At 64.2% G+C, this 23,859-nt stretch carries 21 protein-coding genes; 10 read left to right on the forward strand and 11 right to left on the reverse strand.

The features are described 5' to 3' along the window. Positions 1-15: 15 nt before the first annotated feature. The 6 genes from QQK18_RS10385 to QQK18_RS10410 form a co-directional block, all read right to left on the reverse strand. The gene (locus QQK18_RS10385; RefSeq protein ID WP_284340262.1) at positions 16-774 is read right to left on the reverse strand and encodes a sugar phosphate isomerase/epimerase family protein; all 759 of its coding nucleotides are present in this window, start codon (positions 772-774) and stop codon (positions 16-18) included. 2 nt (positions 775-776) lie between these two features. After that, positions 777-1,256: a VOC family protein gene (locus QQK18_RS10390; RefSeq protein WP_284340263.1), complete on the reverse strand. Its 480-nt coding sequence runs from the start codon at positions 1,254-1,256 to the stop codon at positions 777-779. A gap of 138 nt (positions 1,257-1,394) precedes the next feature. Further along, positions 1,395-2,642: an ABC transporter substrate-binding protein gene (locus tag QQK18_RS10395; protein ID WP_284340264.1), complete on the reverse strand. Its 1,248-nt coding sequence runs from the start codon at positions 2,640-2,642 to the stop codon at positions 1,395-1,397. 23 nt (positions 2,643-2,665) lie between these two features. Further along, a complete protein-coding gene (locus tag QQK18_RS10400) occupies positions 2,666-3,766 on the reverse strand; it encodes an ABC transporter ATP-binding protein (RefSeq protein ID WP_284340265.1) in 1,101 nt (366 codons plus the stop codon). 10 nt (positions 3,767-3,776) lie between these two features. Then, positions 3,777-4,709 carry a carbohydrate ABC transporter permease gene (locus QQK18_RS10405; RefSeq protein ID WP_284340266.1) on the reverse strand — a complete coding sequence of 311 codons (933 nt, stop codon included), beginning with the start codon at positions 4,707-4,709 and terminating at the stop codon, positions 3,777-3,779. Next, entirely contained in the window at positions 4,706-5,602 is an 897-nt protein-coding gene (locus QQK18_RS10410) for a carbohydrate ABC transporter permease (RefSeq protein ID WP_284340267.1), read from the reverse strand. The genes QQK18_RS10405 and QQK18_RS10410 overlap by 4 nt, the downstream gene beginning before the upstream one ends. Positions 5,603-5,806: 204 nt before the next feature. On the opposite strand from QQK18_RS10410, the gene QQK18_RS10415 reads away from it, so the two are divergent. The 3 genes from QQK18_RS10415 to QQK18_RS10425 all read left to right on the forward strand — a co-directional run bounded on the left by QQK18_RS10415 (position 5,807) and on the right by QQK18_RS10425 (position 9,946). After that, entirely contained in the window at positions 5,807-6,619 is an 813-nt protein-coding gene (locus QQK18_RS10415; protein ID WP_284340268.1) for an aldo/keto reductase, read from the forward strand. Positions 6,620-6,885: 266 nt separating this feature from the next. Next, positions 6,886-7,905 (forward strand): LacI family DNA-binding transcriptional regulator, encoded by a 1,020-nt coding sequence (locus tag QQK18_RS10420; protein WP_284340269.1) that lies wholly within the window; start codon positions 6,886-6,888, stop codon positions 7,903-7,905. Positions 7,906-8,089: 184 nt separating this feature from the next. Next, positions 8,090-9,946 (forward strand): ABC transporter ATP-binding protein, encoded by a 1,857-nt coding sequence (locus tag QQK18_RS10425; protein WP_284340270.1) that lies wholly within the window; start codon positions 8,090-8,092, stop codon positions 9,944-9,946. Between the two features lie 140 nt (positions 9,947-10,086). Here QQK18_RS10425 and QQK18_RS10430 read toward each other — a convergent pair whose 3' ends face one another. The 4 genes from QQK18_RS10430 to QQK18_RS10445 form a co-directional block, all read right to left on the reverse strand. Further along, positions 10,087-12,810, reverse strand: a complete 2,724-nt coding sequence (locus tag QQK18_RS10430; RefSeq protein ID WP_284340271.1) for a sensor histidine kinase — start codon at positions 12,808-12,810, stop codon at positions 10,087-10,089. Next, positions 12,810-13,043: a hypothetical protein gene (locus QQK18_RS10435; RefSeq protein WP_284340272.1), complete on the reverse strand. Its 234-nt coding sequence runs from the start codon at positions 13,041-13,043 to the stop codon at positions 12,810-12,812. The genes QQK18_RS10430 and QQK18_RS10435 overlap by 1 nt, the downstream gene beginning before the upstream one ends. 4 nt (positions 13,044-13,047) lie before the next feature. Beyond that, complete coding sequence (locus tag QQK18_RS10440) at positions 13,048-13,434, reverse strand: response regulator transcription factor (protein ID WP_284340273.1); 387 nt, start codon at positions 13,432-13,434, stop codon at positions 13,048-13,050. Between the two features lie 138 nt (positions 13,435-13,572). Further along, positions 13,573-15,156 (reverse strand): helix-turn-helix domain-containing protein, encoded by a 1,584-nt coding sequence (locus QQK18_RS10445; RefSeq protein WP_284340274.1) that lies wholly within the window; start codon positions 15,154-15,156, stop codon positions 13,573-13,575. A 178-nt stretch (positions 15,157-15,334) separates the two neighbouring features. Between QQK18_RS10445 and QQK18_RS10450 the strand changes: the two genes are divergently transcribed. The 7 genes from QQK18_RS10450 to QQK18_RS10480 all read left to right on the forward strand — a co-directional run bounded on the left by QQK18_RS10450 (position 15,335) and on the right by QQK18_RS10480 (position 23,299). Continuing rightward, positions 15,335-16,690: a substrate-binding protein gene (locus QQK18_RS10450; protein ID WP_284340275.1), complete on the forward strand. Its 1,356-nt coding sequence runs from the start codon at positions 15,335-15,337 to the stop codon at positions 16,688-16,690. A gap of 63 nt (positions 16,691-16,753) precedes the next feature. After that, complete coding sequence (locus tag QQK18_RS10455) at positions 16,754-17,785, forward strand: branched-chain amino acid ABC transporter permease (RefSeq protein WP_284340276.1); 1,032 nt, start codon at positions 16,754-16,756, stop codon at positions 17,783-17,785. A gap of 2 nt (positions 17,786-17,787) precedes the next feature. Continuing rightward, on the forward strand, positions 17,788-18,921 hold the full coding sequence (locus QQK18_RS10460) for a branched-chain amino acid ABC transporter permease (protein WP_284340277.1): 1,134 nt from the start codon (positions 17,788-17,790) through the stop codon (positions 18,919-18,921). 11 nt (positions 18,922-18,932) lie between these two features. Beyond that, positions 18,933-19,694 carry an ABC transporter ATP-binding protein gene (locus tag QQK18_RS10465; protein WP_284340278.1) on the forward strand — a complete coding sequence of 254 codons (762 nt, stop codon included), beginning with the start codon at positions 18,933-18,935 and terminating at the stop codon, positions 19,692-19,694. Between the two features lie 14 nt (positions 19,695-19,708). After that, the gene (locus QQK18_RS10470; RefSeq protein ID WP_379993752.1) at positions 19,709-20,470 is read left to right on the forward strand and encodes an ABC transporter ATP-binding protein; all 762 of its coding nucleotides are present in this window, start codon (positions 19,709-19,711) and stop codon (positions 20,468-20,470) included. A 91-nt stretch (positions 20,471-20,561) separates the two neighbouring features. Then, positions 20,562-22,496 (forward strand): acetate--CoA ligase, encoded by a 1,935-nt coding sequence (gene acs, locus QQK18_RS10475; RefSeq protein WP_284340280.1) that lies wholly within the window; start codon positions 20,562-20,564, stop codon positions 22,494-22,496. A gap of 119 nt (positions 22,497-22,615) precedes the next feature. Beyond that, on the forward strand, positions 22,616-23,299 hold the full coding sequence (locus QQK18_RS10480) for an outer membrane protein (protein WP_284340281.1): 684 nt from the start codon (positions 22,616-22,618) through the stop codon (positions 23,297-23,299). Positions 23,300-23,355: 56 nt separating this feature from the next. On the opposite strand, the gene QQK18_RS10485 is transcribed toward QQK18_RS10480, so the two are convergent. Then, the gene (locus tag QQK18_RS10485; protein ID WP_284340282.1) at positions 23,356-23,817 is read right to left on the reverse strand and encodes an Lrp/AsnC ligand binding domain-containing protein; all 462 of its coding nucleotides are present in this window, start codon (positions 23,815-23,817) and stop codon (positions 23,356-23,358) included. Positions 23,818-23,859: the final 42 nt, after the last annotated feature.

Here is a 23,859-nt window from a genome sequence, read left to right on the forward strand (position 1 = left end):
GTAAAGTCCTTTCGCCTAAAGCCCCAGCGCCCTGAGCTTCTCGATCGAACGCCCTGCAAACCTCTGCCAGTCGGACGGATTGTCGTGCTCGGCCACGATATGGTCGGCCGCCGTCTGCTTGAACAGCGGTACCAGCGTCTCCCAGTCGATGATGCCGTCACCGGTCGCCGTCCAGCCGTCATCGGCCGCGGTGCCCGGCGGCGCCGTGTCCTTGGTCTGAATGGCGGCGATCCGGTCGCCATAGCGAGTGAGCTCGGCGGCAGGGTCCGCGCCCGCCCGTGTGATCCAGCCGCAGTCGATCTCGAACCACACAGTATCGCCGCCCGTTTCGAGGATGTGATCGATCGGCCGACTGCCGTCGGGTAGGGCCAAGTATTCGAAATCGTGGTTGTGCCAAGCGACTTTCAGGTCGTGTGGCTGCGCCTTCTGTGCTCCCCGCGCCAGCTTCTCGCCGAGCCGCTGCCAGAAGGCCGATGTTGTCTCGCGCTCTTCTACCGGAATGTAAGGCGGGATCATCAGCGTTGCCCCGAGCGTCAGGGCGATGTCGATGAAACGCTCCGGCTCGTCGACAAGACCCGACAGCGGCATATGGAAGCCGTAGCAGGCGAGCCCTGCATCGTCGAGCTGCCGGCGAAAGAGGGCCGGGTCCGCCTCATAGGCCGGCAGCCAAGGCTCGATGGCGTCGTATCCCATCTGCTTGAGGATGGGGAACTGTGCTGCAAGTGGCGGAAAATTGCGCGAGGAATAGAGCTGGTAGGCAATTGGGTAAGCCATGCTCAGCCCTGGGGCTCCTTGTCGGCGTCGAACTCGAGGAGCTCCAGCATCACGCCGAGCTGGGGAACGGTGTCGTAGTACGCATAGCGCCCGTGGCTGCCGTCGAACTCGCCGCTCTGCAGGAGCTTATGACCTTTGCCCTCGAGATAGGCGTGACGGTTGGTGAGGTTTTTTGTCTTGAACGCGATGTGGTGGCAGCCGGGGCCCTTCTCTTCGAGAAGGTCGCGCCAGGCGCTCTTCTCAGGCCCTGGCTCGAGGAATTCCACGTCGATATTGCCGAACTTGAACATGCGGATCTTGCATCCGACAGCCGCGGGCATGCCGTTGTAGATGGCCCTCGCTTCTTCCGGCTCGGCGGCCTTGCCGAGCGGCGGCAAGGGCTTGCCGGTGAGGTCCGCGAACCACTGGGAGGATTTGTCGACATCGTCGGTGACGAAGCAGATTTGCATCACCGCGTCTTCGTCGAGCAGGCGCTTGTCCATTTTGGTCTGTCCATGTGAGGGAGGAGTCGCAGGCGGCCCGGCCGCAACCGGGTCGCCCGCGTCGGGAGGAAGGGTTAGAGCGTTTTCAGCAAAAGTGGGTACCGGTTTTGCGGTTCGAAAACGCGACAATTCAGAACTCTAGCCGAGGATGGTGTCGTAGTTTTCCTTCATCTGGGCGATGGCATCGTCGACCGTCATGTTGGGATCGCTCCAGAAATTGAAGACGACGTCCCAGATCGAATCCTGCCAGTCGGCGTCCGCCGTGTTGTGCGGGTTCTGCACCTGGTGGGCCGGATCGCCGAGGATCTCGAGTACTTCCTGGCTGCACGCGTCGAGGCTGTCGGCCGGCGCGTCGAGCCGCACGGGGGTCGATCCCTTCTCGGCGGCGAAAGCGCCCTGAACCTCGGGGTCGACAACGACGGAGGCAAAGTCGAGCTCGGCCTGCTGTACGTCTTCGGGAACGCCGCCGAGCAGGCCCCAGGCGTCGACCGTCACCACGACCGCCTTGCCGCCTGGAATCTGCATGCAGCCGAAATCGGTGCCCGGCACCTTGTCGGCCGCCAGCCACTCGCCCTTCATCCAGTCGCCATGCACCTGCATGAGGGCCCTGCCGCTGATCACCTCATTGGTGGTCTCGTTCCAGGGGCGGTTTTGCGCCGCCGGCCCTGCCTCGTTGGCGAACAGCCGCAGCGTCTCGAGCGTCTGGCGGAACGCGGGATCGTCGAGCGCAGCAGGATCGACCTCGCTGCCATAGATGGCACTGTAGACGTCCGGACCTGCCACCGCGGCGGTCAGCGCATGCATCAGATAGCCGACCTGGAACGGCTGGCTGCCCACCGCCACGGGATCGTAGCCGGCGGCGCGGATGGTCTCGAAGTCGGCGAACATGTCCTCGAAGGAGGTCCATGCGGTCGGATCGACGCCGGCCGCTTCGGCGACTTCCATGTTGTAATAGACCATGCCATCGATATGCAGCGCCGTCGGCACCTTGACGATCTCGCCGTCGACGCTGATCGCTGCGGCAACCGAAGTCGGCAGGTTCTCGACGACATTGTTCTCCTCGAACCACTGGGTCAGCGGAAGGCCCAGCCCCATCCCGGCGAGGTCGCGATAGACGCCGGGGTTGGACTCCATGAACACGTTCGGCGGCTGCCCGCCGGTGACGAGGCTCATCAGGTTGACGTTGGAGCCCGTGTCATGGGGGATGGCGATGTCGGTCCAGCTATGGCCCTTCTCCTCGAGGCCGGCGCGCAGCACGTTGAGTGCGGCGACCTCGGGCGGCGCGGACCAGCTGTGGTAGATGACGAGGTCGGTTGCCATCGCCCCCGTCGAGGCGGTGCCGAGCATGAGACCGGCGGCAAGCCCGGTCAGCAATTTCCTGGACATATCTCTCTCCCTTGCAATGTTGGTCACATCCGCTGCCCTGTACGGGCGTCGAATAGGTTTGCCTTGCCCCGAAGAAAGCCGACCGAGACGGCTTGGCCCGGTGCCAGCGCCGAGGCGATGGCCGGGTCGATGCGCAAGGCGAGCAGCTCGTCCTCGAAGCGGAAATACGCGCTGGCGTCGGGCCCGGTGCGCTCGGCATATTGGACCGGCACGTTGAACACCCCCGCCGCCCCCTCGACCGAACCGTCTGGCGTGCCGAAGTGCTCGGGCCGCAGTCCCGCGATGATTTCGGCGCCATCCTCGGGCCGCGCGGAAAAATCATAGTCGGAAACGTCGAGACGTATGCCCGAGCCGAAGATGGCCTCCGTACGGCCGTTGGCGAGCGACAGCTTCGCCTTGCGCAGGTTCATCGCCGGGGAGCCGATGAACCCGGCAACGAAGAGGTTGGCCGGTCTCTCGTAAATCTCGTCGGGCGTGCCGAACTGCTGGATGACGCCGGCATTCATCACCGCGATCTTGGTGGCCATGGTCATGGCCTCGATCTGGTCGTGGGTGACGTAGACGACGGTGTGGTTGAGCTCGTCGTGGAGCCTCTTGATCTCCATGCGCATTTCGGTGCGCAGCTTGGCGTCGAGATTGCTGAGCGGCTCGTCGAACAGGAACACCCCGACGTTCTTGACCAGCGCCCGCCCGATGGCGACGCGCTGGCGCTGCCCGCCCGAAAGCTGCGCCGGCTTGCGGTCGAGCAGCGGCTCGATCTGCAGGAGTTTCGCCGCCCAGGCGACGCGCCGCTCGATTTCGTCGGCGGGCAGCTTCGAGGAGACGAGCCCGAACTTGAGGTTTCCGCGCACCGTCTTGGTCGGATAGAGCGCGTAGGACTGGAACACCATGGCCAACCCCCGATCCTTGGGATCGAGGTCGGTGACGTCGCGGTCTCCGATGACAATGCGTCCATCGGTAACGTCGAGGAGGCCCGCCAGCAGGTTTAAGAGGGTGGTCTTGCCGCAGCCCGAGGGCCCGAGCAGCACCAGGAAGTCTCCGTCCTCGATGGCGAGGTTGAGGTCGTCGAGGACCGTGAGGTGCCCGTAGGTCTTGGTGATGTGTTCGAAGCTGACGCGCGGCATATGGTGTCCATCAACCCTTGATTGCACCCGCCGTGATGCCCTGCACGAAGAGCTTTCCGACGAGGAAATAGATGACGAGCGGAGGGATGGCCGTGAGCAGCGCAGCGGCCATGTTCTGGTTGTAGGCGACGGTGCCGGTCGAGATGGTAATGAGATTTGCCAGGTTCACCGTCATCGGCTGGGCGTTGAAGCCGCCGAAGGTCACCCCGATCAGATAGTCGTTCCAGACCGAGGTGATCTGCAGGATCAGGATGACGATGAGGATGTTTCCCGACATCGGCACGATGATCTCGAAAAAGATCCGCCAGAACGAGCCCGAATCCATGATCGCCGCGCTCAGGATTTCCTGTGGCACATCCTTGTAGTAGTTGCGGAAGATGAGGGTGAGCACCGGCATGGAGAGGACCGAGTGGACGAGCGCCACCCCCCAGATCGAGCCGTAGACCTTGAGCGTCGAAGTCATCGAGATCAGCGGAAACATGATGATCTGGAAGGGCACGAACGCGCAGATGAACAACAGGAAGAGGAAAGGCCCCGCCCATCTGACGTTCCACAGCGCTAGCGCGTAGCCGGTCACCATCGAAAGCGCGATCGACAGCACGAGCGAGGGAAAGAGGATGGCGACCGAGTTCCAGAACCCGACCTTGAGGCCGTTGCAGTTGATGCCCGAGCAGGCCTGGTTCCAGGCGTAATCCCAGGCCTCGAGCGTCCACATCGAGGGCGGCGCGAAGATCGCGCCCTCGCGGATCTGCGCCATGGTCTTGAACGAGGTGACCACCACCACATAGAGCGGCACCGCAAAGAACAGCGCGCAGATACTGAGGAACACCAGCACTGCGATCGAGCGGCCAGTGATCATCTTCTTGCGGCGCGGAAAGTAAGGTGCCCTGTCGATGGCGATTTCGGCGCCGGCGGCGCGCTGGGCGACGGTCAGCTCACTCATTTCACCGCCTCCGCCCGCCGGCGCTGCTGCCAGGCCGTGAGCAGCACGAGCGGCAGGAAGACCACGGCGGTGATCACCAGCATCATCACGGCCGCCGCCGACGCGTAGCCGAGATTGCCCGAGGAGCTCAGCGCCTGGATGGTGAAATAGGCCGGCACATAGGTCGACTGGCCGGGGCCGCCATTGGTCATGGCCACGATCACGTCATAGGCCTTGATGACGCCGAGTGAGAGAAGGATCGCGCAGGTGATGAAGGTGAACTTCATCATCGGGATGACGATCTCTATATAGAGCCGCCAGAGCGGGACGCCGTCGAGTTTGGCCGCGCTCCAGATCTCGGAATTGATCGATTTGAGCCCGGCCAGCATCAGCGCCATGTAGAATCCTGAGCTCTGCCAGACCGAGGCGAGGATGATGCCGTACATGGCCGTGTCGGCGTGGGCGAGCCAGCTGAAGTTGAGCCCGGTCAAACCGATCTGGTGCAGGAAGTTCTCGATGCCCATGTCGGGATTGAACATCCAGCGCCAGGCGGCGCCGGTCACGATCAGCGACACCGCCAGAGGATAGAGAAAGACGGTGCGAAAGAGGCTTTCTCCGCGCTTCTCCTTGTCGATCATCGCCGCGAGCACGAAGCCGAAGACGATGGCGAGGGCGCTGCCGAGCCCGAGCGTGATGAGGTTCCTGAGCGAAATCATCCAGGCATCGTCACGGAACAGCCGGCTGTATTGCCGGCCCCACTCGCTCCAGTCGATGGTGTATTCGGGCAGGCGCCGGCTGCGGGTGAACGAGAGATAGATCGTCCAGCCGATAGCGCCGACGAAAGCCACCGCCGTGACCGCCAGCGCCGGCGTCAGGGCCAGTTGTGGCGATAGCCTGCTCCATCGCAACGCCATGACGTTCCCCTCCCTCAACACGACGGTGACTGTCGCGCCGGTTTGGCCTTGCAGGCCTCTTTGCATTGAGCTGGGCCTTGCGGCCTTCTCTGTATTATCGTTAATCTAGGAGGGGAATTCGACGTTCGTCAACGGTGATTTTGCATATTGTGGGAACGCCACGCCCGAGGACGGACAGGCAGGAGAGCAAGGGAGGGAGTCGCATTGAAGAATCAATATGGTATGCCGCTGATGGGGTTCGGCACCTATGGCCGCACCGGCGCGGCGGGCATAGCGGCGATCTCCCTCGCGCTCGAAACCGGCTATCGGCACCTGGACACGGCGCAGGACTACAACACCGAGCGGGAGGTGGGCGAAGCGGTGCGGGCTTCCGGCCTTGCCCGTAACGAAGTATTCCTGACCACTAAGGTGGCGACCCAGAATTTCGCTGAGGGGCGGCTGGTGCCGTCGCTGAGGAAAAGCTGCGAGGAAATCGGGGTCGACCAAGTGGACCTGGCGCTCATCCACTGGCCCTCGCCACGCGGCGAGGTGCCGCTTGCCACGTACCTCACGCAGCTTGCCGAAGCGCAATCGCTGGGGCTTGCCAGCCTGATGGGCGTTTCCAACTTCACCATCGCACTTTTGGAAGAGGCCGAGGCGATCCTGGGCAAGGGCGCGATCGTCAACAATCAGGTCGAACTCAATCCCTACATTACCAACGCCAAGCTTGCAGCCTATTGCAACAGCAGGGAAATTTCCGTCACCTGCTACCAGCCGATCTCCAAGGGCCGCCTCAAGGACGACCCGGTCCTCACCCGCATCGGCAAACAACATGGCGCGAGCGTCGAGCAGGTTGCGCTCGCCTGGGAGATGGCCAGGGGCTATTGCGCCATACCGACGTCCAGCCGCGCCGAGCGCATCCGCAGCAACTACGAAGCAACTCGCCTCAGCCTTGCGCCCGATGAGATCGCCGCCATCGACGCCCTCGATCGCGGCCGGCGCGCGGTCGATCCCGCCTGGGGCCCGGAGTGGGATTAGCTTGCCCCAGTTCATATTATCGTTCAAATAAGGTCACCATTGTTGACCCATCACCGCGATCGGTGAACTGGATTCTCCGGGCGGTGGGCCCAAGGCATTTACCAATGGCGGAGATGGGGCGGGGCGCTAGAGCGGGATGCGAAAAAAGCCTGCCCCGGACTGGATCCGGGGTGGGAACCGGTTTTTTACAAAAGATCCCGCCACAACAAAAAGGTAGAGCGCGCGATTTGATTCCATCAAATCGCATCGCGCTCTAGACGGAACAGATGGGCAAGGCCATCACGCGCTTGAAGGATATCGCCGACCGGACCGGCTTTTCGGTCAACACGGTTTCGCTCGCCCTGCGCGACAGCCCGCGCATTCCGCAGGAAACCCGTCAACTCATTCGCGAGGCGGCACAAGCGCTCAACTATCTGCCCAACCAGATCGCCAAATCGCTCGTCAGCCGCGAGACCAAGACCATCGGGCTGGTGCTGACTGACATCACCAACCCGGCCCTGACGCATACCGCACAAGCCATTGAGCTGGCGCTTGCCGAGCGCGGCTACGCCACGCTCTTTGCCACCTCCAACAATGATCCCGAAGAAGAGATCCGCGTCCTCGAGGTCTTCCGTTCCCGCCAGGTCGACGGCATGCTGATCTATCCGCGCAGCCACCGGAAACTCGACCATATCCGGCGCCTGCGCAACGCCAACTATCCCGTCGTGCTACTTGTTGGCGACCCGGACGCCGGGATCGATGCGGTATGCATGGACGAGCGGCGGGGCGCCTACAAGGCCACTCGTCATCTCATCGACATCGGCCACGGGCGCATCGGCATCATCGATGGCGGCAGTCGGCTCGGCAATCTCGAAAAGCGCGAAGGCTATCAGCAGGCGCTGAAGGAAGCCGGCATTCCTTACGACGCCAGCATCGCCGTCGACCCGCACGGTCATTCGGTCGCCCGCGGCTATCGGTCCATGGACAGCCTGATGACAGTGCGTGACCGCCCGACGGCCGTCTTTGCCGCCAACGATTCACTTGCCATCGGGGCGCTGCGCTGGTGCCAGAAGCACGGGCCTGCTGTGCCGCGCGACGTGGCGATCGTCGGGTTCGACAACATCGAATTCGCCGAGTTCGCCGCGACGCCCCTGACCAGCGTCAACTACGCGGTCGATATGGTCACCGAGCTCGCGGTCGAGCGGCTGATGAGCCTGATCGCGGCCGGCGATACATTGCCCGAGCCGCGTGTGACGATGATCGATCCGGATCTTGTAGTGCGCGAGAGTTCGGCGGCATCGCGCTAGGCAGGTGGTCCTGCTGCCTGTGGCCGAAAAGGCACGTTTTCCATCAAGCACTTGGCCGGGAGGTTGCCCGGGCAAGGCTGTTCGGCATATTATCGCATCCCAACCCGTCCTCCATGGGAGAGTGAGATGAAAGCAACCGTGTCCGGAAAGAAAGGAGAAATGTACCAACAGGACATGAAGCTTTATGCACTCTCAGTTCCCATCGGCGAGGACGCATGCCGACGCGCGCCTTAGCCATTTCCTAGCCAAATTCCGCAAACGCCGCATCCGACCGTCCGGCAGGACGTCGGCTGATGGTGGCCGCGGCTTTGCGCGTGCGCGCAAATTCCTCTCATACTACCGCCCGCACCTGCCTTTGCTGCTGGCGGACCTTGCCTGCGCCTTGCTGATCGCGGCAACAGCGGTCGCCCTGCCGGTCTGCGCCAACTACGTCACCAAGCGTTTGCTGAGCCTGCCGGACGCGCCCGACGCCATCGGGCAGATCTACGCCATGGGCGGCATCATGCTCGCCATATTGGCGGTGCAGGTGCTCGCTATCTTCTTCGTCGACTACCAGGGCCATGTCATGGGTGCCCGTATCGAAGGAGCGGTCCGCAAGGAGCTGTTCGAGCACTGCCAGAAGCTCTCGTTCAGCTTTTACGACCGGCAGCGGGTCGGGCAGCTGATGAGCCGGATCACCAACGATTCCCTGTGGCTGGGCGAGCTCTTCCACCACGGTCCGGAAGACCTCTCGATCGCGGCCTTGAAGTTCGCCGGAGCCATGCTGGTCCTGGCGTTCATCGATCCGGTGCTGACCGCAGTGATTGCGGTGCTGACCCCCTTTGCGGTGCTCTATGCCTTGCACTTCAACCGCGCGATGAACGTTGCCCTCCAGCGCAGCAAGGAGCGGATTGCCGGCATCAATGAGCGGGTCGAGGATGCGCTCTCCGGCATCAGGGTCGTCCAGTCCTTCGCCAATGAGGCGCTGGAGGCGAGGCGCTTCGAGGAAGAGAACCAACGGTTCCTTGAAAGCCGCAAGGACGGCTATCGCAGCGAAGCCTGGTTCTCCGTTGGCTCAGAGACGTTCGCCCAGCTCGTCATGGTCATAGTTATCGTCGTCGGCGCGGTCCGCATCCTCACCGCGGGTCTCTCCGTTGCCGACATGCTGACGTTCCTCCTGTGCGTCGCAGTGCTGGTCGATCCGATCCAGCGCCTCGCCAACTTCGTGCGACTCTGGCAGGAGGGCTACACCGGGTTCGTCAGGGCCATGGAGTTGCTCGAGGTCGCTCCCGACATCGAGGATCGCCCCGGTGCTGTCGAGCTGCGCCGGGCGACGGGGGCCATCGGCTTCCGTGACGTCAGCTTCCGCTACGAAGAGGAGGGACCGCACGTCCTCAGCCGCATCTCGCTCGACATCGCGCCGGGCGAGTTCGTGGCGCTCGTCGGCCCGTCGGGCGTCGGCAAGAGCACGCTCTGCGCCCTTATCCCGCGGTTCTACGATGTGACACAAGGGCAGGTGTCGATCGATGGGCTCGACGTACGCGACGTCACCCTTGCCTCGCTCCGGCGTTCGGTCGGGGTGGTGCAGCAGGACGTCTATCTCTTCAGCGGCACGGTCGCCGAAAATCTGCGCTACGGGCGACCCGATGCATCGGACGAGGAGATCATGGCGGCGGCCAAGTCTGCCAATGCGCACGAGTTCATCTCGGCGCTCTCCAACGGCTACGACACCGACATCGGCCAGCGCGGCGTCAAGCTCTCGGGCGGACAGAAGCAGCGCCTGACCATCGCCCGGGCATTCCTCAAGAACCCGTCGATCCTGATCTTCGACGAGGCAACGAGCGCGCTCGACAACGAGAGCGAAAGGGCGGTGCAGCAGGCGCTGCTCGAGCTGGCCAGGGGGCGCACCACCATCGTCATCGCCCACCGGCTGTCGACCGTGCGCAACGCCGACCGCATCCTCGTGCTGACCGAGGACGGCATCGCCGAAGAAGGCAACCACGATGCCCTGATGGCGGCCGGCGGCTTCTATGCCGGACTGCATCGCCAGGCCAGCATCTAGACTAGGGAGCGTTTTCAGCAAAAAAGTGGATACCACTTTTGCGGTACGAAAACGCGACAAATCAAAAACCTGCAGCTCCCGTTCTGACCCCTGTCAGAACGGGAAAAGCCTGTGGCCCGCCGCCTGCGCGGCGGGCCACTTCATTCTCCCGCCATGGCCTCGGCCTTGAGCAGCGGTAGCGTCACCCTGAAACACGCGCCGCGCCTGGTGCCCTCGATCAGCTCCAGCTTTCCGTTCATGCGTGCAACGATCTGGCGACTGATGGCGAGCCCGAGGCCGGCGCCGGTCAGCGCTGCCCCCGCGCGCCGGCCGCGATAGAACTTCTCGAAGATCTTGCCGCGCTCGGCCTTGGCGATGCCCGGCCCGTTGTCGGCGACCTCGACGCAATAGGCTCCGTCCACGATGCGCGAGGAGACGGTGACCTGCGGATGCTCGGTGCTGTTGTACTTGATGGCATTGCTGATGAGGTTGATCAGCACCTGCCCCAGTCGGTCGGGGTCGGCCGAAACCGTCGCCGCTTTGGCGCGCCTGGCCAACCGGATCGTCATCGCCCGCTGCCGGGCGAGCGCGTGGCACACATGCACCGCCTGCTCGAGGACGCTTTCGGCATCGACCGGCTGGTTCTCCCAGCCCCGTTCGCCGCGCTCGAGCGCGGAAAGATCGAGGATCTCGTCGAGGAGCGTCGTCAGGCGCAGGCTCTCCTTGTGGATGGTCGAGATGAACTTCTCGCGCTCGGCACCCTTGAGATCTTCCGCCTCGAGCAGGATCTCCGAGAACGCGCGGATCGCGGTCATCGGGGTGCGCACTTCATGGCTGACCTGGCTCAGGAATTCGTCCTTGGCCTGGTCGAGGTCGCGCAGTTGCCGGTTGGCGATCTCGAGCTGGTCGGCGGTCGAGCGCAGCTCCGCCGAGGTCTTCTCGAGCTGCTGCGAATACTCGATGGCCTGCTGCGTCTCGTCGGCCATCTGCATGACCTCCTCGAGCGAAATGGCATCGCCCGAGACGACCTTGGAGAGCATGACATGGGCCGAGGCCGCACCGATCGAGCCGGCGAGCTCGCGCTCGAGGCGCCCGATAAAGGCCGGGGTTGGCTCGAGGTCGGTCCACACCTGACCGCTCTCGCTCGCCTCGTTGCCGAACAGCGCCACCGCCCGCTCGTCGCCCAGCACGCGCTGGGCAACGAAGAACAGGTCATTGACCGCCGCCGAGCCGCGCATGAACGTCTGCCCCGAACCGCTGGTCCGCCCGAAGACATTGACGAAGAGATTGGTCTGCAGCCGTTCGAGCGCCGAGCGGCTGGTGAGGAGCGAGACCACGGCAAGGGTGGCCGTATTGAGAAAGAGGCTCCAGAACACCGCATGCACCAGCGGGTCTAGTCCCTCGAGCCCGAACAGCGCTTCCGGCCGCAGCCATGTGATACCCCACGGACCCTTGGCCATGATGGCGGCGACCGTCGTCGAGGTGGACTCGAACGAGGGCAGGAAGCTCGACCAGGCCCAGACGACGAAGCCGACCGCCACCGCGGCCGTCGCCGCCTTGATCGAAGCCTCGCGCCAGAAGAGCGCGGCAAGGATGGCGGGCAGGAACTGGGCAACGCCCGCAAACGAGATGAGCCCGATAGGCGCCAGCGCATCGGAATCGCGCGTGAGATAGAAATAGGCAAAGCCGAGTGCCAGGATGAGGACGATGGAGAAGCGCCGCGAGTTGAGCAGCAGCCGGCTGACCCCGCGCCCGTCGCTGGCGCGCGCATCGGACGCCAGCCGCAGCACTACGGGCATGACGATGTGGTTGGAAACCATGATCGAGAGCGCGATGGATTCGACGATGATCATCGAGGTCGCCGACGAGAACCCGCCGATGAAGGCAAAGAGTGCCAGGCTCTCGTGGCCGGCAAAGAGCGGCAGGGTGAGGACGAACATGTCGGGATTGGCCCCTTCCGGCATGCTCGTCAGCCCATAAAGCGCGATGGGCAGAATGAAGAGGCTCATGGCCAGCATATAGAGCGGAAATGCCCAGGAGGCCGTGCGCAAATGGTTTTCGTCGGAGTTCTCGACGACCGTGATCTGGAATTGGCGCGGCAGGCAGATGATCGCGGCAAAAGAGAGAAGGTTCATGGCCACCCAGCGTGTGCCGAAGGTATCGCTCGAATAGATCTCGACGCCGGCTGCCTCCGCGGTCGAAAAGATGCCCTCGAACCCGCCTCCGGCATAGATGACAAAAACCCCGACGGCGATGAGGGCGGTCAATTTGACTACCGCCTCGAAGGCGATGGCGGCAACGACCCCGTGATGCTGCTCCTTGGCATCGACGTTGCGGGTGCCGAAGAGAATGGTGAACAGCGCCATCCCGGCGGCGATGCCGAAAGCGAGGCCGACCTCGTCGATGCCGGTCAGGCGCCCGCGCGCCATCTCCGAGGTGCCGGCGATCGCCTGGATCGACGAGGTCACCGCCTTCAGTTGCAGGGCGATATAGGGCGCGATGGCGATGACGGCGATGACGGTCACCAGCACCGCCAGCCGGCTCGACTTGCCGAAGCGCGAGGAGAGAAGGTCGGCGACCGAGGTGATGCGCTGCTCGTGGCTGATCCTGACGAGCCGCCTGAGGATGAACCACCAGCCGATGAACACCAGTGTCGGGCCCAGATAGATGGCGAGATATTCGAGCCCGTTGCGGGCCGCCGAACCGACGGCACCGTAGAAGGTCCAGCTGGTGCAGTAGACCGAAATCGACAGCGTATAGACGAGCGGCGAGCGCAGCAGCCCGCCGGGGCGATTGCGCGTACGCCGGTCGCCCACATAGGCGATGAGGAAGAGGAGCCCCACATAGGCGATGGCCGTGGCAATGACGAGATCGGCCGAGAGCATCAGCCCGTCCCTCCCGGCGCATCCGGGGATGGCGGGTCGCGGGGCATCGCCCGGGCAAGCAGGAACGCTCCGACGACCATCCCCGCCCAGGCACAGAAGAGGTAGATGACCTCGATCGGCAGCCCGAAGAACCGCGCATGCCACTGGAAGAGGCCCGTCAACGGCGGCATGATCGCCATCAGCGAGGCGATCGAGAAGACCAACGCAGCGCTGACGAGCTTGCCGCGGTCCACCTGGTTACCCTCGCTCCGCCACCTGCTCGCCGAGCAGCCGCCTTACGGCGCTGACCACCTCGGCATTGGCATAAGGCTTGGTGACGAACGCGTCGGCCCTGAGCTCCTCGGCGATACGCCGGTCTTGGGCCTGGCCTTTGGCCGTCAGCACCAGGACCGGCAGGTCCCTCAGACTCTCGCTCGCCCGGATCTGCTTCAAGATCTCGAACCCGCTGCGCTTGGGCAGCATCACGTCGAGCAGCAGCATGCGCGGCTGCAGCCGTCGCACAGCGTCGACGACGGCCTCGCCGTCGGTCACCGATCCGATGGACCAGCCCGCCCGCCGCAGGATGAAGTCGAGCGCCTCAAGGATGCTCGGCTCGTCCTCAGCGATGAGAACGTCTATGGCCACTGTTTTCCCCCCTGGGCATTTTCAGTCATAGAGTGGGTGCCACTCTTCCGATTTGAAAATGCGAAACAGCAAGTATTCCCGATCTCCTCCTATGGGAACATCTTTCATAAAAGCGCAATCAACGCCCGACGCCAAGCCTCATGCGAAAATCCCTTCTCCACCCGGGGCCAACGGCTCCTCCTGGCGGCTTGAGCACTCCGCGCGCGTACAAAGGCGGCAGGCTGGTCCGACCGGCACGTCCGCCCGGTGGTCGGCCAGGTCGAGCCCGGCCCCATAGACCGTGCGGTCGGCATGCAGCACGTCGCAGGCGAGCATCACCGAGATGGGCAGCGTCTGGTCGGTAAAGCCTGCGATGCGCCGGCTGACCGTACGCGCGATGAAGAGATAGCGCGCGCCGCCCGAGAACTGCACCACCTGCCGCACGAAAGTGTCGGGCGCTCGGAAGGCCGCGTAAATCGCCCAGAGCGGGCAGGCATGGCCGCTGCTCGGCAGCAAGAGGCCCGGCAGCGGGAAGTGCTTGGTCAGCCGCCCCGCCGGGTCCGAGCGCAGGAACCCGAAGGGCACGCCGCTCTCGCCGGGTTTGCGCAGGGTCACCAGGCGGTGCGCGACCTGCTCGACGCTTGCCCGGTAGGTCTCACGCAGCGCATCGATGTCGTAGCGCAGGGCTTCAGCCTCGGAAAGGAACGCCGAATAGGGAAAGACCACGGCCCCGGCGAGATAGGACGAGAGCGCCCGATGGGCGAGGGTGCGCGCCGCCGCGCTGGTCAGGATCGGCGAGGCGATCTCGGCATCGATGGCTGCAGGGTCCGCCATCTGGCAATAGAGACGAGTGAGCTGGAACTGGCGGGTGGCGAGCGTCGTGGTATTGCGGAACCAGACCGTGCGCGTGGCGGGGTCGTAGCCGTGCTGGCCTGGCCAGCCGAGCGCATCGCGATCGCCGGCACGGCCCTGCCGCACGCCGACCCCGAACTGCTTGTCGAGTGCCTCGATCAGCGTCGTCTCGCCGAACGGACCGAGCGCATCGAGTTCGGCCCGCATCGTCTCGGCCGCTGCCTCGAGGCGCGGAAAATAGTTGTCGCTTGCAAAGATCAGGTCGTCGAGCTCGCGGCGCGGCAGCGCCGAGCGCCCGCCCTCGCTGGCCTGGTCGAACTGGCCGATGAGGTTGCGCGCCACTGCCGTCAGCCCCCGGGTCTCCCGGCCGATGGCCGAAACGAAACGCCCGCGCTCGGCCTCCTCGAGGTCGGCGACCTCTTCGAGGATTTCCGCGCTTGAGCGCACGGCAGTAATGCCTGAGAGCACCTGGTGGAGAAGCTCCGACAGCAATGGATCGGCACGCAGCCTGTTGGCATAGGCCTCGCTGCTGGCGGTCGCCGCCCAGTACGCGCGATAGAGCCGCACGATCGCCTGCGCCACCGCCGGGTTCTGCGCCACCAGATCGCGTGCCTCCGCGGCGCCCAGACCCGCATCAGCGAGAACTGGATCGGCAAAAGCTTCTTCGATCTCGTGGATCAGTCGGTGCTCGCTCTCACCGGTCAACTCCCCGACGTCGATATCGAGCTCGCCGGCGATGCGCCGCAGCAGCGTGCCGCCGACCTCGCGCTTGTTGGCCTCGATGAGGTTGAGATAGCTCGCCGAAATGCCGGCGCGCCGCGCGAGCTCGGCCTGCGAAATCCTCAGTGTTTTGCGGCGCGAACTGATGCGGATGCCGATCGGCGCACGCATTCTCCCCTCCCTTGTCAACGAATTTACAGGACTGTCGCTACATGAGTTCAATTATTTACAAGATTTCTCTTTGATTACAATTGATTATTGCGCCTCTTTTCTGGGCGGTCGATAGTTGACGAAGCGGTGAGTGATCCGGCTATGCACCGGGGCCCCGCACCTTCGGAGGAGGATTTCCATGAACCATTCCAAAAAGGGGATGAGCCGTCGCACGCTCATCAAGACGGGCCTTGCCGGTATCCTGGCAACGGGCGTCTCCCCACTGATTCTCACCCGCGGCGCGTGGGCGCAGGAGTTCTGCAACAATCCCACAGGCGATACGGTCACCATTGGCCTTAACCTTCCGCTGAGCGGCGCCTATGCGGAGGAGGGCGCCGATGAGCAGAAGGCTTATGAGCTGGCCGTCCAGCACCTCAACGGCGAGGGCGACGGCGGGCTCCTCAACGTGTTCGCCCCGTCGGCGCTCAAGGGCAACGGCGTTCTCGGCAAGAAGATGGCTTTCGTCACCTCCGACAGCCAGACAAAAGCCGACGTTGCCCGCGCCGGCGCGACCCGCATGATCGAGCGCGATGGTGCCATCATGATCACCGGCGGGTCGTCCTCGGCCGAGGCGGTGGCCGTGCAGGGCCTCTGCCAGGAAATGGGCGTCATCTTCATGGCGGGCCTGACCCACTCCAACGACACCACCGGCAAGGACAAGAAACGCTATGGTTTCCGCCACTTCTTCAACGCCTACCAGTCCGGCATTTCGCTCGGACCCGTGCTCGGCGACGAATACGGTGCCGACCGGCGCGCCTATCACCTGACCGCCGACTATACCTGGGGCTGGACACAGGAAGAATCGATCAAGAACGCCACCGAGGCGCTGGGTTGGGAGACGGTACAGGCGGTGAGGACGCCACTCGGCGCCGCCGACTTCTCGCAGTATCTGACACCCGTACTCAATTCCGGCGCGGACGTCCTGATCCTCAACCACTACGGCAACGACATGGTCAACTCGCTGACCCAGGCGGTGCAGTTCGGCATGCGCGACCGCCAGGTCAACGGAAAGCAGTTCGAGATCGTCGTGCCGCTGTTTTCCGAGCTGATGGCCAAGGGGGCCGGCGAGAACATCAAGGGCATTTTCGGCACCTCGAACTGGCACTGGAACCTGCAGGATCCCGGCACCATCGCCTTCACCAAGTCGTTCGGCGCCGCCTATGGCTCTCCGCCGTCCCAGGCTGCCCACACTGCTTATGTACAGACTCTGCTCTATGCCGACGCCGTCGAGCGCGCCGGGACCTTCTATCCCCCCGAGGTCATCAAGGCGCTGGAAGGCTTCGAGTTCGACGGCATGGGCAACGGGCGCACGCTCTACCGCGCCGATGATCACCAGTGCATTAAGTCGGTGCTGGTCGTACGCGGCAACGAAAACCCGACCAGCCAATACGACGTCCTCGAGGTCGTGCGCGAGGTGCCACGCGAAGAGGTTGCCTACGATCCGACGATCTTCGGCGGCGAGCTTGGTCCGGCCGAACCTGCGCCGATGTGCTGATGCGTCAGGCGGCCCGTCCACGGGACGGGCTGCCTGCTCCTGCGGCTTTTGGGAAGGCAGGTCATGTTCGAGGTCATCCTACTCCAGTTCATCAACGGGCTCGACAAGGGCGGCGCCTATGCGCTGATCGCCCTGGGGCTGACGCTGGTGTTCGGCACATTAGGCGTCGTCAATTTCGCCCATGGCGCGCTCTTCATGCTCGGTGCGTTCTGCGCAGTCACGTTCCAGAAACTCATTACGCTCGAAACCGTTACCGTCGATCCCTCCCAGCTTTCACCCTGGGGCACTCCGGTCGAGGTGCGTGAGCCGCTGGTGCAGGCCTGGCTCGGTGACTTCGGAGCCGTCCTCGTCAACTATTCGGTGCCCTTTTCCCTGCTGCTCGCTATTCCTGTGATGCTGGTCATCGGCATCGCCATGGAGCGCGGGCTCATCAAATATTTCTACAAGCGCCCCCACGCCGAACAGATCCTGGTTACCTTCGGTCTCGCCATCGTCCTGCAGGAGATCATCAAGGCCAGTTTCGGGGCCAATCCGATCCCGCAACCGGTACCGACCGACCTACGCGGCGCCGCCGATATCGGGGTCATGCTCGGCCTCAACCCCGGGATCATCACCTATCCCATCTGGCGGCTGGTCTATTTCCTCTTCTCGGGCGTCGTCATCGGCGCGGTCTTTGCCTTCCTTCGGTTCACCACGTTCGGCATGGTGGTGCGCGCCGGCATGGCTGATCGCGAGACGGTGGGACTTCTCGGCATCAATATCGACAGGCGCTTCACCATCATGTTCGGGCTTGCCGCCGTCGTCGCCGGCATGGCCGGGGTCATGTATACGCCCCTGCTGCCGCCCAACTACCACCTCGGCATGGACTTCCTTGTCCTCTCTTTCGTGGTGGTCGTCGTCGGCGGCATGGGTTCGCTCCCGGGAGCGGTCGCCGCCGGGTTCCTGCTCGGGATTCTTCAGTCCTTCGCCTCGATGACGCAGGTCAAGGCACTGGTCCCTGGCATCGACCAGATCATCATCTACCTGGTGGCGGTCATCATCCTGCTGGTGCGCCCGCGCGGGCTCCTGGGCCGGCGCGGCGTGATGGAGGCCTGAGCATGAACACGATCCTTGTCACGCGAAACGACCTGCTGCTCTTGCTTGGCTTCACCATCGCGGTGCTCGCCATGCCGATCTGGCTGCAGCCGTTCGGCGCTGCCTATCCGGACCTGATGCAGCGCTTCGCCATCTACGGCATCTTCGCCATCGGCTTCAACATTCTCTTCGGCTTGACGGGCTACCTGAGCTTTGGCCACGCCGCCTTCTTCGGCGTCGGCTCCTACGCGGCGGTCTGGTCGTTCAAGCTGTTGACCATGGACGCCATCCCGGCGCTGGTGTTCGCCGTTCTCATCTCCGGGCTTTTCGCCCTGCTCATCGGCTATGTGAGCCTCAAGCGCTCGGGCATCTACTTTTCGATCCTCACCCTCGCCTTCGCGCAGATGAGCTACAACCTCGCCTACTCGGTGCTGACACCCATCACCAATGGCGAGACGGGCCTGCAGCTCACCCTTGCCGATCCGCGCCATCTCGACCAGGCACTGGGCATCTCGAGCAGGTCGCCGGCGCTTCTGGGCCAACCGCTCCTCGGCTATGCCGGGTTCTATTTCTGCGCCGGGCTGCTGATCGTCGCCTTCTTCATCGCTCAACGCATCACCGGCTCGCCCTTCGGCATGATGCTCAGGGCCATCAAGTCGAACCAGACGCGTATGCACTACACGGGCTTCAACACAAGGCCCTATACGCTCGCCGCCTTCGTCATCTCAGGCATGTATGCAGGGCTTGCCGGTGCGCTCCTCGCCATCACAGATCCACTGGCCGGGGCCGAGCGCATGCAGTGGGCCGCCTCGGGAGAGGTGGTGCTGATGACCATACTCGGGGGCGTCGGAACGCTGGTCGGACCGGTCATCGGCGCCTGGATCATCAAATATTTCGAGAACATCTTCTCGGCCTTCAACGAGGGCATCCTGCACCGCACCTTCGATTTCCTCCCCGATGGCCTCGAGGATGCCGTCGTCCTCGTCACCAGCAAGTTCGTCGGCGAGGGCTGGCACCTGACCCTCGGTCTCGTCTTCGTGCTGATCGTCGTGTTCCTGCCCGGTGGTATCATGGAAGGGGTGCGGCGGCTCGTCCACTGGGCACGGCGTCCCGCCGAACCGGGCCGTGCGAGCCCACGCCCGCAACCGGCCGAATAGGGGAGGCACCCATGCCCGACAATGTCGTCCTGCACGTAAGCGACGTCCATAAGAACTTCGCCGGCCTCCACGCACTTTCCGATATCGACCTGCAGGTGGCGGAGGGCCAGACCCATGCTATCATCGGGCCGAACGGGGCCGGCAAGTCGACGCTGCTCAATGTCATCGTCGGACGCCTTGCCCCGAGCCGGGGTGCCGTCGTCTTCGACGGCACGGTGCTGACCGGCCGCAAGCCTTACGAGATCAACCAGATCGGCATCGCCCGGGTGTTCCAGACGCCGGAGATCTTCCCGGACCTGACGGTCCTCCACAACGTCATGATCCCGGCGCTCTCCAGGCGCGACGGGGCGTTCCGGCTCAACATGATGCGCACGCTCGACAGCGAGACCGCCATCCGGCAGGAGGCCGAGGACGTCCTCGCCGATGTCGGGCTCTACGAGCGCCGCCTGGCCCACGCCGGAGCCCTCTCGCGCGGCGACAAGCGGCGCATGGAACTGGCCATGTGCCTCATCCAGAAGCCGCGCCTGTTGCTGCTCGACGAGCCGACCGCCGGCATGAGCCGGCACGACACCAACACCACCATCGAACTCTTAAAGAAGATCAAGAGCCGCGGCATGACCAAGGTCATCATCGAGCACGACATGCACGTCGTCTTCTCGCTCGCCGACCGCATCTCGGTGCTGGCAGGCGGCCGCATCATTGCCGAAGGGATGCCCGACGAGGTGCGCGGCGATCCCCGCGTGCGCGAGGCGTATCTGGGAGGGGCGCATTGATGAGCGCAATCACCATGGACAACCAATTCGTCACCGACGGCGCGCCCACCGCCGGCACCCTCGAACGATCTACCCCGTTTTTCTCAGTCAGGGACATCCACGCCTATTACGGCGAAAGCTATATCGTGCAGGGCGTGTCGTTCGACATTCGCCAAGGCGAAATCCTGGCGCTTCTCGGACGGAACGGTGCCGGCAAGACCTCGACGCTGCGCACCATCGCAAGGGCCGGTGATCCTGTGCTGAGAGCCGGCGAAATCTGGATCGAGGGCAAGCCCGTCCACCACATGAAGGCGCACGAGGCTGCCCGCGCCGGCATTCAGCTCGTGCCCGAGGACCGGCGGATCATCGCCGGGCTCACGGTCGAGGAGAACCTTGAGCTTGCCCAGGTGGCGCCGGGCCGCGGCTGGACCCTCGAGCGCATCTATGGGCATTTCCCGCGCCTCGCCGAGCGGCGGCGCCAGGAGGGCGTGACGCTCTCGGGCGGCGAGCAGCAGATGCTGGCCATCGCCCGCGCCCTTGCCCGCGACATCAAGCTGCTCCTGCTCGACGAGCCCTATGAGGGGCTGGCGCCAGTGATCGTCGAGGAGATCGAGCGCATCCTCCACGAGATCAAGCCGCTCGGCATCACCACCGTCATCGTCGAGCAGAATGCAGTGGCAGCGCTGCGGCTTTCCGACCGAGCGGTGATCCTCGATACCGGCGAGGTCGCCTTCACCGGCTCTGCCCGGGAGGTGCTCGACAATACCGAGTTGCGGCACGAGTACCTGGCGATCTGACGGCAAGTCCCCTCACCCTGACTACCCTCTCCCCCGGGATAGGGTGAGGGGACCAACATCTATCGAACAGCAACTGCCAAGGGAGGCAGATTTGAACACCCACGTGGTCCCGCCGCACGCGCGGCATAGCCGGCTGACCAGCCAGGACTATGAGGAAATCTACGCCCGCTCGATCTCGGACCCTGATGGGTTCTGGCGCGAGCAGGCTGGCCGCCTGGACTGGATGGTGCCGTTCAGCACGGTGAAGGACACCTCGTTTGCCTACCCGGATGTGTCGATCCGCTGGTTCGAGGACGGTGAGCTCAATGTCTCGGCCAACTGCATCGACCGGCATCTGGCCACACGCGGCGACCAGACGGCGCTGATCTTCGAACCGGACGATCCCAGGGCCGAGGCGCGCCACATCAGCTACCGCCAGCTCTACGACGAGGTGTGCCGGCTGGCCAATGTCTTGAAGGCCAGGGGGGTCAGGAAGGGCGACCGGGTGACCATCTACCTGCCGATGATCCCGCAGGCGGCCTATGCGATGCTGGCCTGCGCGCGCATCGGGGCGGTGCACTCGGTGGTGTTCGCCGGCTTTTCGCCCGAAGCGCTGGCCGGGCGCATCAACGACTGCGGCTCGAAGCTGGTGATCACCGCCGACGAAGGCCGGCGCGGCGGCAAGGCGGTGGCCCTCAAGGCCAATGTCGACAAGGCGCTGGAAAGCTGCCCGGATGTGGAGACGGTGCTGGTGGTCAGCAACACCGGCAGCGAGGTGGCGATGGTCGCGGGCCGGGACCTGTGGCTCGACGAGGAGGCGGCCGGGGTGTCGGGCGAGTGCCCGCCCGAGCCGATGAATGCCGAGGATCCGCTGTTCATCCTCTATACCTCGGGTTCGACCGGCAGTCCCAAGGGCGTGCTGCACACCACCGGCGGTTATCTGGTGTGGGTGAGCCTCACCCATGAGCTGGTGTTCGACTACCGGGAGGGCGAGGTCTACTGGTGCACCGCCGATGTCGGTTGGGTGACCGGGCACAGCTACATCGTCTATGGACCTCTGGCCAACGGGGCGGTGAGCCTGATGTTCGAGGGGGTGCCGAACTGGCCGGACCCGTCGCGCTTCTGGCAGGTGGTTGAGCGACACAAGGTCAACATCTTCTATACCGCGCCGACGGCGATCCGGGCGCTGATGGGGGCGGGCGCGGAGTGGACGCAAAAGAACGACCTTTCCAGCCTCAGACTGCTGGGTTCGGTGGGCGAGCCGATCAACCCGGAAGCCTGGCTGTGGTACCACAGGCATGTGGGGCGCGAGCGCTGCGAGATCGTCGACACCTGGTGGCAGACCGAGACCGGCGGGTTCATGATCACGCCGCTGCCTGGAGCCATCGCCACCAAGCCGGGCTCGGCCACCAAGCCGTTCTTCGGGGTCAAGCCGGTGGTGCTCTCGCCCGAGGGCCGGCTGCAGGAGCAGGTCAAGGCCGAGGGGGTTCTGGCCATCGCCGACAGCTGGCCGGGGCAGATGCGCACCGTCTATGGCGACCACCAGCGGTTCGTCGACACCTATTTTGCCACCTACAAGGGCTACTACTTCACCGGCGACGGCTGCCGGCGGGACGCGGACGGCTATTACTGGATCACCGGGCGGGTCGACGACGTGCTCAACGTCTCCGGGCACCGGCTGGGGACGGCCGAGGTGGAGAGCGCGCTGGTGGCGCATCCCAAGGTGGCCGAGGCGGCGGTGGTCGGCTATCCGCACGGCATCAAGGGGCAGGGCATCTACTGCTATGTGACGCTGATGGCCGGGGAGGAATACACCGACGCCCTCAAGGACGAGCTCCGGGCGTGGGTGAGGAAGGAGATCGGCCCGATCGCCACCCCCGACCTCATTCAGTGGGCGCCAGGACTGCCCAAGACGCGCTCGGGCAAGATCATGCGCCGCATCCTGCGCAAGGTGGCCGAGAACGACTTCTCCAATCTCGGCGATACCTCCACCCTCGCCGATCCCGCCGTCGTCACCAACCTCGTCGACAACAGGCTCAACAAGTAGCGCGAAAAGGCCCCATTCACATCTTCGACAGCCGGGCGCGTTAACCGTCTTTCTTACCCGGGTGTTAACGGATTATCTCACATTTGAGGAACCAGCTTTTTCGCGAGCAGGTTACCTCTATGAAGTACGCAATCTCTCTCCTTCTTGGCGGCACGCTCCTCCTCGCCGGTCCCGCCGCGGCGGCTGATCTGGGTTGGGGCGGCGGATCCTCCAGCCCTCTCTATTCGCCGAGCTCCGCCTTCAACTGGTCCGGGTTCTATGCCGGCGCCAATGCCGGTTTCGGCTGGGGCACGTTCTCGCGCGAGCCTGCCGGCGGCGGGCCGACCAGCGAAGACAACAGCAGCGGCTGGGCCCTGGGCGGTCATGCCGGCTACAATGTCGATCTCGGCGGGTTTGTCCTCGGCGCCGAGACCGATCTGCAATGGTCGAGCCTTTCCTACGACCAGGATCTGGGAGCTCCTGGTGAGCTTAAGGCCGGGGTCGACTTCTTCGGCACCGTACGTGGCCGCGCCGGCGCCAGCTTCGGCCAAGTCATGCCCTACGTGACCGGCGGTCTCGCTTATGGGCGCGGCTCAGTCAGCATCACCGATCCGACCGACATCACCACCTCCCAGTCGCGCACCCATTGGGGTTGGACCGCCGGCATTGGTCTCGAGGCGGCCGCCACCGAGAATCTGACGCTGCGTGCTGAATATCTCTATGTCGACCTCGGCACCCAGACCTATGCGACCGCCCCCGGTGGCGACATCGATGCCAGCCACCGCTTCAGCGTCATTCGCGGCGGGGTGAGCTACAAGTTCTGACGAACTCAAGCGAGCCTCTCGCCCGGCCCACGGCCCGGCGAGAGGCTGTCTGGCCACTACACCGGCAGCGGTCCGTCGCTCTTGACCTCCTCGATGACCGGATAGGAGCGCGTCTCGCGCACGCCGGGCAGTGCCAGGAGGATGTCGCCGAGGAAGGCACGATAGGTCGCCATGTCCTTGAGGCGTGCCTTGACCAGATAGTCGAACCCGCCCGACACCATATGGCATTCGAGCACCTCGGGCGCCCGCCGCACAGCCGCGGCGAATTTGTCGAAGATGTCGGGCGTCGTCTTGTCGAGGGAGACCTCGATAAGGACCAGGAGGTCGAGCCCGAGCCTGTGCGGATCGAGCCGGGCACCGAAGCCGGAAATATAGCCTAACCGCGTCAGGCGCTTGACCCGGTCGCTCATGGAAGTTGGTGCCAACCCGACGCGATTGGCAAGCTCGACATTGGACATGCGCCCATCTGTCTGCAATTCGCGCAGGATTTTCCGGTCGATAACGTCAATTTCCGTCATTTCGCGTGACCAATCTGCCCAGATGCCGTGATTCATACGGAA

This window comes from Devosia nitrariae (assembly GCF_030160115.1).
In the GTDB taxonomy this organism is placed as follows: Bacteria; Pseudomonadota; Alphaproteobacteria; order Rhizobiales; family Devosiaceae; genus Devosia; species Devosia nitrariae.

What these genes read in the sequence shown, in the direction of transcription:
- QQK18_RS10385 (WP_284340262.1), bottom strand. Translation starts at nt 774, where the DNA reads ATGGCTTACCCAATTGCCTACCAGCTCTATTCCTCGCGCAATTTTCCG.
- QQK18_RS10390 (WP_284340263.1), bottom strand. Translation starts at nt 1,256, where the DNA reads ATGGACAAGCGCCTGCTCGACGAAGACGCGGTGATGCAAATCTGCTTC.
- QQK18_RS10395 (WP_284340264.1), bottom strand. Translation starts at nt 2,642, where the DNA reads ATGTCCAGGAAATTGCTGACCGGGCTTGCCGCCGGTCTCATGCTCGGC.
- QQK18_RS10400 (WP_284340265.1), bottom strand. Translation starts at nt 3,766, where the DNA reads ATGCCGCGCGTCAGCTTCGAACACATCACCAAGACCTACGGGCACCTC.
- QQK18_RS10405 (WP_284340266.1), bottom strand. Translation starts at nt 4,709, where the DNA reads ATGAGTGAGCTGACCGTCGCCCAGCGCGCCGCCGGCGCCGAAATCGCC.
- QQK18_RS10410 (WP_284340267.1), bottom strand. Translation starts at nt 5,602, where the DNA reads ATGGCGTTGCGATGGAGCAGGCTATCGCCACAACTGGCCCTGACGCCG.
- QQK18_RS10420 (WP_284340269.1), top strand. Translation starts at nt 6,886, where the DNA reads ATGGGCAAGGCCATCACGCGCTTGAAGGATATCGCCGACCGGACCGGC.
- QQK18_RS10425 (WP_284340270.1), top strand. Translation starts at nt 8,090, where the DNA reads ATGCACTCTCAGTTCCCATCGGCGAGGACGCATGCCGACGCGCGCCTT.
- QQK18_RS10430 (WP_284340271.1), bottom strand. Translation starts at nt 12,810, where the DNA reads ATGCTCTCGGCCGATCTCGTCATTGCCACGGCCATCGCCTATGTGGGG.
- QQK18_RS10445 (WP_284340274.1), bottom strand. Translation starts at nt 15,156, where the DNA reads ATGCGTGCGCCGATCGGCATCCGCATCAGTTCGCGCCGCAAAACACTG.
- QQK18_RS10450 (WP_284340275.1), top strand. Translation starts at nt 15,335, where the DNA reads ATGAACCATTCCAAAAAGGGGATGAGCCGTCGCACGCTCATCAAGACG.
- QQK18_RS10455 (WP_284340276.1), top strand. Translation starts at nt 16,754, where the DNA reads ATGTTCGAGGTCATCCTACTCCAGTTCATCAACGGGCTCGACAAGGGC.
- QQK18_RS10460 (WP_284340277.1), top strand. Translation starts at nt 17,788, where the DNA reads ATGAACACGATCCTTGTCACGCGAAACGACCTGCTGCTCTTGCTTGGC.
- QQK18_RS10465 (WP_284340278.1), top strand. Translation starts at nt 18,933, where the DNA reads ATGCCCGACAATGTCGTCCTGCACGTAAGCGACGTCCATAAGAACTTC.
- QQK18_RS10470 (WP_379993752.1), top strand. Translation starts at nt 19,709, where the DNA reads ATGGACAACCAATTCGTCACCGACGGCGCGCCCACCGCCGGCACCCTC.
- QQK18_RS10480 (WP_284340281.1), top strand. Translation starts at nt 22,616, where the DNA reads ATGAAGTACGCAATCTCTCTCCTTCTTGGCGGCACGCTCCTCCTCGCC.
- QQK18_RS10485 (WP_284340282.1), bottom strand. Translation starts at nt 23,817, where the DNA reads ATGACGGAAATTGACGTTATCGACCGGAAAATCCTGCGCGAATTGCAG.